We start from the raw sequence: 8,973 nt of genomic DNA on the forward strand, positions 1-8,973 counted from the left end.
AAGATATAGAGATCCCGTCCCTGAACGTAGGATAGCGCTCGGCGATAGAGTTGCCTAAACTGCTGTTCTGAGATCGGAACATTCGATTTATTCCAGTCAATATCATGCTCTGTACTGGCTTCTCTGACAATAAAGCGATCGGCAGGCGATCGCCCCGTATACTGCCCGGTTTCGACACACAGTCCACCATTGGAGGCCAGTTGACCTTCGCCACGAATGAGGGCATGTTCGACCAGTGCCGGAACGGGGAGATTGTAGTAGACCTGCCCTAGGTTTCGCATTCCGAGCTGTTCTAGCCCGTAGGTGCGCGATCGCTCACAAAAATTCAAGTTATCCGTTATCGTGACAGGGAAATTGAAATTTCTAGGAATAACGCCTGTAGGGGGTGGCACACATGCAGACTGATTTAACACAGTCTTTGAATCGTTAGAGCGACAATCATTCAATCGTTCTTGATGAGCATGTAGTTCAGTAGCCATTGAACGTCCTCCTAGAATGGGAACGGAAAAATTTCTGAAGCGAAATCTGGCACATTATGCGACGCAATCTCCTCAAAACAGTCATCACCAGTCTAAGCAGTCAACTGCATAAGGAGAAATAGCTGTAAGATTCCTGAGCTAGAACTCCTAGGCAACTTCAGGTTCTGCCAATTTTTGGTGCGCTTAATCAAACACTAGTTTCAACAACTCAATATCCAGAGCAAGCAAAGGTTAGAAGTCTATTCATCTTTTAACCGTCTTACAATCAATCCAAGCCACTACGGCAAGACAGCACCGTAACACACAACCCAAACAAAGCCATCGGCTTCCCTAAGACTAATCTAACCTTGTCCACGACAACCAGTTACAACGATATATCGCTCACATTCTCAAATATTTCATTTCGCTGAGAGCTACACTATCCGATCTAGATGATTCAATCGGAAACCAATCTAATGATGAGAGCGATTGCATTCCTTTTGCCTACCTAACTATCTTCAGTCTAAATGACAATCTATTCAGTCAATCCGTTTCGTTTACAAAATTAAAGAGATTTGGTTTTAAACTGTTACACGTTGAGGGGCTTTTAGCCATAAAAATGCTTTAAATAGCTTTATTTACTTCAGGAGTCAGCACAGCAAGGATTAGAAAGTTTTTTTAAACTTGAACAACTATTTTATTGTTAAACCAAGGACTTCAATCAAGACCTATCATCCAACTCTAAAACCAGATGGTTGCGTTAATCGATCTCATCAGGCGTGACTAATCAGGTGTGATCTGCCCCAACATACGGGTTGCAGTCTTGAAATCATAGGTCAACACAATAGGTCACCCCCCAAGCTTCCCTACATTGCTCCAATTCCCTCAGACTAGGAAGTGGCGATTAAGGTCAGGAAGTAGCAATTATGAGATTATGCTCGAAAAATCCACAGTAACCGTAAACAAATTGTTCCCATTCAAGCGGTAAAAGAAAGCATTAAATATAAAGAAAACAGTAAATAGTTACTGTTGTTACCAAAAAAGCTTCATGTGCCCATAGACACGGATTTTGATTAAAAGATATTAAGAATTTGGGCTTTGATTAAAAGATATTAAGAATCCGGGTGTTATATTCTGACAATTTCCTTAAAATCTACGCCTGTTCTTGATCTCATCCCTGAAAATTCATAGTCAGTATAGACTTAAGTATCTTCATCTCCGTCTCCTAATTCTGCTATTTTCTCAGCCAGCCATTTCAGAATATCCAGCATGAACAGCAATCAACTGCCACCCAAACAAGGACTGTACGACCCGCAATTTGAGCACGATGCGTGTGGGGTCGGATTTATTGTCCATATGAAAGGGATTGCATCCCATGACATTGTGGAAAGTGGTCTAACCATTCTCCAAAACCTGGAACACCGGGGGGCATGCGGTGCTGAAGCCAACACCGGGGACGGTGCTGGGATTTTGCTACAGGTTCCTGATACGTTTCTGCGTAAAGTGGCTGCCGTCGAAGGGATCACGCTGCCGCCGAAGGGGCAATACGGTGTTGGCATGATCTACGCTTCACCCGATCCGGCTCAGCGGGAACAAAGTCGCCGCCTGTTTGAACAGGTTGCCCACGAGTTTGGTCAGGCCGTGCTGGGTTGGCGAGATGTTCCCACCGACAATAGTTTGCTTGGTGAAACGGCAAAGGCTAGTGAACCCTTTATGCAGCAAGTCTTTATCCAGCGATCGCCCGATCTGGAAGACGATCTCGCTTTTGAGCGAAAACTCTACGTCATTCGTAAACACTCCTACGTCCTGATCCGCAAAGAGGGCAAGGTCGATCCGTGGTGGTATCCGGCCAGCATTTCCTGCCGCACGATGGTCTACAAAGGGATGCTGATGACGATGCAGGTGGGTGAGTATTATCCCGAACTGCACGATCCTGACATGGAGAGTGCGTTGGCGTTGGTTCACTCCCGCTTTAGCACCAACACCTTCCCCAGTTGGGAGCGATCGCACCCCTATCGCTACATTGCCCACAATGGCGAGATTAATACCCTGCGCGGCAACATCAACTGGATGCACGCTCGTCAGTCACTCTTTGAGTCCGATCTCTTTGGGGACGATCTCCAGAAGGCGCAACCTGTCATCAACATTGACGGCAGCGACTCCAGCATTTTCGATAATGCCTTAGAACTGTTGACCCTAGCAGGGCGATCGCTCCCCCATGCGGTGATGATGATGATTCCTGAACCCTGGACCGCCCATGAGTCTATGAGTCCAGAGAAAAAGGCATTCTACGAGTATCACTCCTGTCTGATGGAACCGTGGGATGGCCCTGCATCCATTGCCTTCACCGATGGCACGATGATGGGAGCCGTGCTCGATCGCAATGGTCTGCGTCCCTCTCGCTATTACGTCACCAAAGATGACCTCGTAATCATGGCATCGGAAGCAGGCGTGTTGCCCATTGAACCGGAACGGGTTGCCGCTAAAGGTCGCCTACAGCCCGGACGCATGTTCCTGGTAGACATGGAGCAGGGACGTATCGTTGCCGACGAAGAGATCAAGTCTCAAATTGCCACAGCCCAGCCCTATCGCGAATGGCTGGATCAGCACTTGGTGGATCTCGCCCAACTTCAGGATGGGGAAGGACTTCAGAGGGTTGAGCCTGGGCGTTTGATTCAGCGTCAAACCGCGTTTGGATACACGTTTGAGGATCTACGTCTGTTGCTAACGCCGATGGCGCGAGATGGCGTTGAGGCGATTGGCTCGATGGGAACAGATACACCCCTAGCGGTGCTTTCCGATCGCCCCAAACTGCTATACGACTATTTCCAACAGCTCTTTGCCCAGGTTACTAATCCTCCCATTGACTCCATCCGGGAGGAGATTATTACCTCAGCGGAAACCACGATTGGTTCAGAGCGTAACCTGTTGAAACCTGAACCGGAAAGCTGCCACCTGATCAAGCTGAAAACACCGATTCTGACCAATGAGGAATTGGCAAAGCTCAAGGCCGTTAACGAAGATGGGTTTAAGTCCATTACGATTCCAATTCTGTTTAACCCCAAAGAGGGAGTAGACAGCGTTGAGCGAGTCATGGCGGAGATCTTTGCGAAGGCGGATCAAGCGATCGCCGATGGAGTTAGTATTCTGATTCTGAGCGATCGCGGCATTGACTACGATCATGCCGCGATTCCAGCCCTTCTCGCCATTTCGGGTCTGCACCATCACCTGATTCGCAGCGGTACCCGCACCCGGGTTGGGTTGGTTTTGGAATCGGGCGAACCTCGTGAAGTCCACCACTACGCTACCCTCATCGGCTATGGCTGCGGTGCGATCAATCCCTACCTCGCCTTTGAAACCTTAGATGACATGATCCAGCAACGCTTGTTGGTGAACGTAGACTATCCCACAGCCTGCAAAAACTATATCAAATCTGCGACTAAGGGCGTGATTAAGGTTGCATCGAAGATTGGGATCTCGACGCTGCAAAGCTATCGTGGCGCACAGATCTTTGAGGCGATCGGCCTAAATCAATCCGTCATCGATCAATATTTCACCTGGACGGCCTCTCGGATTGCGGGCGTTGACCTAAATGTGATTGTTGAAGAGGCGGTGCTACGTCATCATCACGCTTTCCCAGATCGCGAAGTCAATGGACGCAACCTAGATGTGGGGGGCGAATACCAGTGGCGGAAGGAAGGAGAAGCCCATCTCTTTAGCCCGGAAACTATCCACTCGTTGCAACGCGCCGTGCGCGAGAATAACTATGATCTCTTTAAGCGGTACGCCAGCTTAGTCAACGAACAGAATCAAAAGTTCTTCACCCTACGCGGATTGCTCCAGTTCAAGGAACGGCAGCCTATCCCCATTGAGGAAGTCGAACCGATCGAAGCAGTCATGGCTCGGTTTAAGACGGGTGCCATGAGCTACGGTTCCATCTCGAAAGAGGCACATGAGACACTGGCGATCGCCATGAATCGGATTGGTGGCAAATCCAATACGGGCGAGGGCAGCGAAGATCCTGAACGGTATACCTGGACGAACGAACACGGAGACTCGAAAAATAGCGCCATTAAACAGGTGGCATCCGGTCGCTTTGGCGTGACCAGTCTCTATCTCACCCAGGCACGAGAGATCCAGATCAAAATGGCTCAGGGTGCAAAACCTGGAGAGGGCGGACAGCTTCCTGGAAAGAAAGTCTATCCCTGGATTGCCAAGGTACGCCACTCTACCCCCGGTGTGGGTCTAATCTCACCCCCACCCCACCACGACATCTATTCCATCGAAGACCTTGCGGAACTGATCCACGACCTCAAGAACGCCAACCGCAGCGCTCGGATCAGCGTCAAACTGGTTTCTGAGGTGGGGGTCGGTACGATCGCCGCGGGTGTAGCCAAAGCCCATGCTGACGTCGTGCTGATCTCCGGCTTTGATGGTGGGACGGGAGCCTCGCCCCAAACCTCGATCAAACACGCTGGATTACCGTGGGAATTGGGACTGGCGGAGACTCATCAAACGCTGGTATTGAACAACCTTCGCTCTCGGATTGCTGTCGAAACGGATGGTCAGATGAAGACCGGACGGGATGTAGTAGTTGCCGCTCTCCTGGGCGCTGAAGAATTTGGCTTCTCTACGGCTCCCCTAGTGTCGATGGGCTGCATCATGATGCGGGTTTGCCATCTCAACACCTGTCCTGCCGGAATTGCCACCCAAGATCCTCAGCTACGCGAGAGCTTTGTTGGTGAGCCAGAGCATGTTGTCAACTTTATGACCTTCCTGGCCCAGGAAGTGCGAGAGCTAATGGCTCAGCTTGGCTTCCGCACCCTGAATGAAATGATCGGTCGTACCGATGTGCTGGAACCGAAACAGGCGATCGCCCACTGGAAAGCCAAAGGCATCGATCTCTCTAAGATTCTTTACCAGCCAGAGGTGAGTCCAGAGATCGGTCGCTATTGCCAGATCCCTCAGGATCATGGTCTAGAAAAGTCCTTGGACATGACCATTCTGCTGGATCTCTGTCAGCCTGCCATTGAACGCGGTGAATCCGTCAAGGCCACGGTTCCTATCAAGAATATTAATCGAGCGGTGGGAACGATCCTGGGCAACGAACTCACCAAACGCCATTGGCACGGACTCCCCGAAGATACCGTCCATCTCCACTTCCAGGGCAGTGCTGGACAAAGCTTTGGAGCCTTTGTGCCCAAGGGAGTCACGATGGAACTGGAAGGGGACACCAACGACTATTTCGGTAAAGGACTCAGCGGCGGCAAACTAATCCTTTATCCCCCGAAAGAATCCACCTTTGTCCCTGAAGAGAACATCATTGCGGGCAACGTCGCTCTCTATGGCGCAACCTCTGGCGAAGTCTACATTCGCGGTATCGCCGGAGAACGCTTCTGTGTTCGCAACTCTGGCGTAAATGCCGTGGTGGAAGGCGTAGGCGACCACGGTTGTGAATATATGACGGGGGGTAAAGTGGCTGTTCTAGGCGCAACTGGACGGAACTTTGCAGCAGGGATGAGTGGCGGTGTCGCGTACGTTCTAGACGAGCAAGGAGACTTCGCAAACCACTGTAACTGTCAAATGGTGGATCTAGAAAGCCTCGATGATCCCGAAGAGATTGCCGAACTCCACCAGATGGTCCAAAACCATGCCAAGTACACCAACAGCCAACGGGCGATCGCCATTTTGGACCACTGGGATGCCATGATTCCTAAGTTTGTGCGGGTGATGCCGAGGGACTACAAACGAGTGATTCAAGCGCTCAAGAATGCCCTGGCATCGGGGCTAAGCGGCGACGAAGCCCTCAATGTCGCCTTCGAAGAAAACGCCCGCGATGTTGCCCGCGTTGGCGGCAGCTAACCTTCCTGCGTTGTCACTTTCCACTGTCGAGAGAGGCAACGCTCCCCCATTTATCTCTCTGCCCACGACTACGACATACCGCAAACGCAACTATGGGAAAACCAACTGGCTTTATTGAATATCTCCGCGAACTGCCCTTAGAAGTCAACCCGGGCGATCGCGTTGGCAACTGGGACGAGTTCCACCTTTCCATGCCCGAAGAGAAACTCCAGATTCAGGGCGCACGCTGCATGGACTGCGGCACCCCCTTCTGCCATACCGGACATATTATCAGTGGCATGGCGAGTGGTTGTCCCATTAACAACCTGATTCCAGAATGGAATGATCTTGTCTATCGGGGACTCTGGGAAGAAGCCCTCGATCGCCTCCACAAAACCAACAACTTCCCCGAATTTACTGGGCGGGTTTGTCCGGCTCCCTGTGAAGGCGCTTGTGTTTTGGGTATTCATAACCCGCCTATCACGATCAAAAATATTGAATATTCCATTGCCGAAAAAGGCTGGGATGAAGGCTGGATCACCTCTCATCCCCCCGAAAAACGGACAGGAAAGAGAGTCGCGGTGGTGGGATCTGGGCCAGCGGGATTGTGCGCGGCTGCCCAGTTGAACACTGCCGGACACTGGGTTACGGTCTTTGAACGCGCCGATCGCCCCGGTGGACTGCTGATGTACGGCATTCCCAACATGAAACTCGATAAAGAGAAAGTCGTTCTCCGTCGGCTGGCTCTCTTAGAAGAGGAAGGCGTGAAGTTCATCTGCAATACCGAAGTGGGCAACGATCTGCCCGTGGAAACCTTGCTCAACGACTTTGATGCCGTCGTGCTGTGTACGGGTTCAACCCGCCCCAGAGATCTCCCCATTGAAGGCCGCGATCTCAAAGGCATCCACTTTGCCATGGAGTTCCTGACCGGAAATACAAAAGCATTGTTGGATCACCATAAAAACGGCAGCTTCATCTCGGCAGCAGGCAAAGATGTCGTGATCATCGGCGGCGGCGATACAGGCACCGACTGTGTGGGAACCTCAATTCGTCACGGATGCAACAGCGTCGTACAAGTCGAGATCATGCCCAAACCCCCAGAGGTGCGAGCCGCCAATAATCCCTGGCCGGAATATCCCAAAATCTACCGCATGGACTACGGCCAAGAAGAAGCTGCCGCCCGGTTTGGCAGCGATCCGAGGGGCTATCTCACCACTGCCACCCAGTTTGAAGGGGATGAAAGCGGTCATGTCAAAGCGGTTCACACCGTTGAAGTCCAATGGGATCGGGACGACAGTGGACGCTTCATTCCGAACCCCATTCCGGGAACGGAAAAGGTACTACCGGCTCAGCTAGTCCTCTTGGCAATGGGTTTCCTAGGGCCAGAACAACCGTTGCTCGATGCCTTGGGTGTTGAAAAAGATGCCCGCAGCAACATCAAAGCCGACGAGGGCAGCTACACCACCAGCATTCCCGGTGTCTTTGCCGCAGGGGATTGTCGTCGGGGACAAAGTCTGGTGGTGTGGGCCTTTAACGAGGGTCGTGGTGCTGCACGAGAGTGCGATCGCTACCTCATGGGCAGTACCGATCTGCCCTAGCGGAAACCGACTAAATTAACCGTTCATGATTTGGAGAATTACGATATGACCTCAGCATCTGACCATCCTTCTCCGGAGAAGGTCTGCGAAGAACTGGAACAACTCGTCCAAGATGACCAAATTGACCCCGTGACCGGTGCAGCTTATCGTCAAGATGCCCAGGATGTCCTTGCGGATCCAGAGGTAAGTCTACCGCTACGGCAAGCGGTGGCCGATCGCCTCCAAGAGGCCAACCACCAGCTCGAAAAACGCACTGTTGGCAAAGAAGACAGTTACTAAGCCACTCATTGGAGGGAGATTCTATAAATTGGCGATCAGTCTGTGATAAAAGAGTGAAATCAAGGCAATTTCACCCTTTTCTTCTGTAGTCTCCCTCCAATAACGGCACGTGAGCCACTATAATGTGCAGTGCCGATACGAACATTACTGACTGTTCATGCTACGGGAATGCAAACAATTGTGTTCCAATGTTTAAGCTAACGTACATATTCCATCGTTCTCAATGATTCCCCACTAGGATAAGAGGGTAGAGATAACCATACTTAACCTCTACCTAAACTCTTAGGAGGATAGTGATCATGCAAGTTGAACGCCCTAATGCTGTACCTTTGACGAAAGAAGAACTCAGTGACTTAGACTCGTTAAGAGCACTCGTTGAAAAAGCTGTTAATGATGGGATTTTAACCGCAGACGAGAATCAGTCAATTAAGCGTTGTTTGTGGAAAGATGGCAAAGTGAGTCCTCAAGAGCTCGAGATTATTCAAGCTCTTGTTTGGGATAAAGTGCAGACGGGTGAACTGATGTATAGTTGGTAGATTAAGTACTGTGCGGTCTTACCGAAGATGGATTGAGGCGACTGAGAATCCCTTCTCTCAGCTCCTGTTTGTAATATCGTTGCTATTCATTACAACCTCCTTTGCGAATTCATCAAGATTGAGCGCTACTAGCATTACTCTCTTGTTTTTTGCAGTCCTTGGGCTTTGTTGCATGATTAGAAAAACGGTCAGGTTCGCCTTGAGAATGTCCTGGTATTAACCTTCAACCTTGTAGCTATCGGGTTTAACGATCTGAATCAT

5 protein-coding genes are annotated in these 8,973 nt (G+C 50.6%); 4 read left to right on the forward strand and 1 reads right to left on the reverse strand.

The features are described from left to right. Positions 1-479: phosphoenolpyruvate carboxykinase (ATP) (locus tag IGR76_10090; protein ID MBF2078845.1), on the reverse strand; the 479-nt coding region annotated here is incomplete at its 3' end. Positions 480-1,727: 1,248 nt separating this feature from the next. Here IGR76_10090 and gltB point away from each other — a divergent pair. From gltB to IGR76_10110, 4 genes are all read left to right on the forward strand, one after another. Continuing rightward, positions 1,728-6,320, forward strand: a complete 4,593-nt coding sequence (gene gltB, locus IGR76_10095) for a glutamate synthase large subunit (GenBank protein ID MBF2078846.1) — start codon at positions 1,728-1,730, stop codon at positions 6,318-6,320. A gap of 92 nt (positions 6,321-6,412) precedes the next feature. After that, positions 6,413-7,897 (forward strand): glutamate synthase small subunit, encoded by a 1,485-nt coding sequence (gene gltD / locus IGR76_10100; GenBank protein MBF2078847.1) that lies wholly within the window; start codon positions 6,413-6,415, stop codon positions 7,895-7,897. 45 nt (positions 7,898-7,942) lie between these two features. Beyond that, positions 7,943-8,176, forward strand: coding sequence for a hypothetical protein (locus tag IGR76_10105; GenBank protein MBF2078848.1), 234 nt, complete (start codon positions 7,943-7,945; stop codon positions 8,174-8,176). Positions 8,177-8,475: 299 nt separating this feature from the next. Next, the gene (locus IGR76_10110; GenBank protein ID MBF2078849.1) at positions 8,476-8,712 is read left to right on the forward strand and encodes a hypothetical protein; all 237 of its coding nucleotides are present in this window, start codon (positions 8,476-8,478) and stop codon (positions 8,710-8,712) included. Positions 8,713-8,973: the final 261 nt, after the last annotated feature.

Origin of the sequence: Synechococcales cyanobacterium T60_A2020_003 (assembly GCA_015272205.1) — a bacterium.
Lineage (GTDB): Bacteria > Cyanobacteriota > Cyanobacteriia > RECH01 > RECH01 > JACYMB01.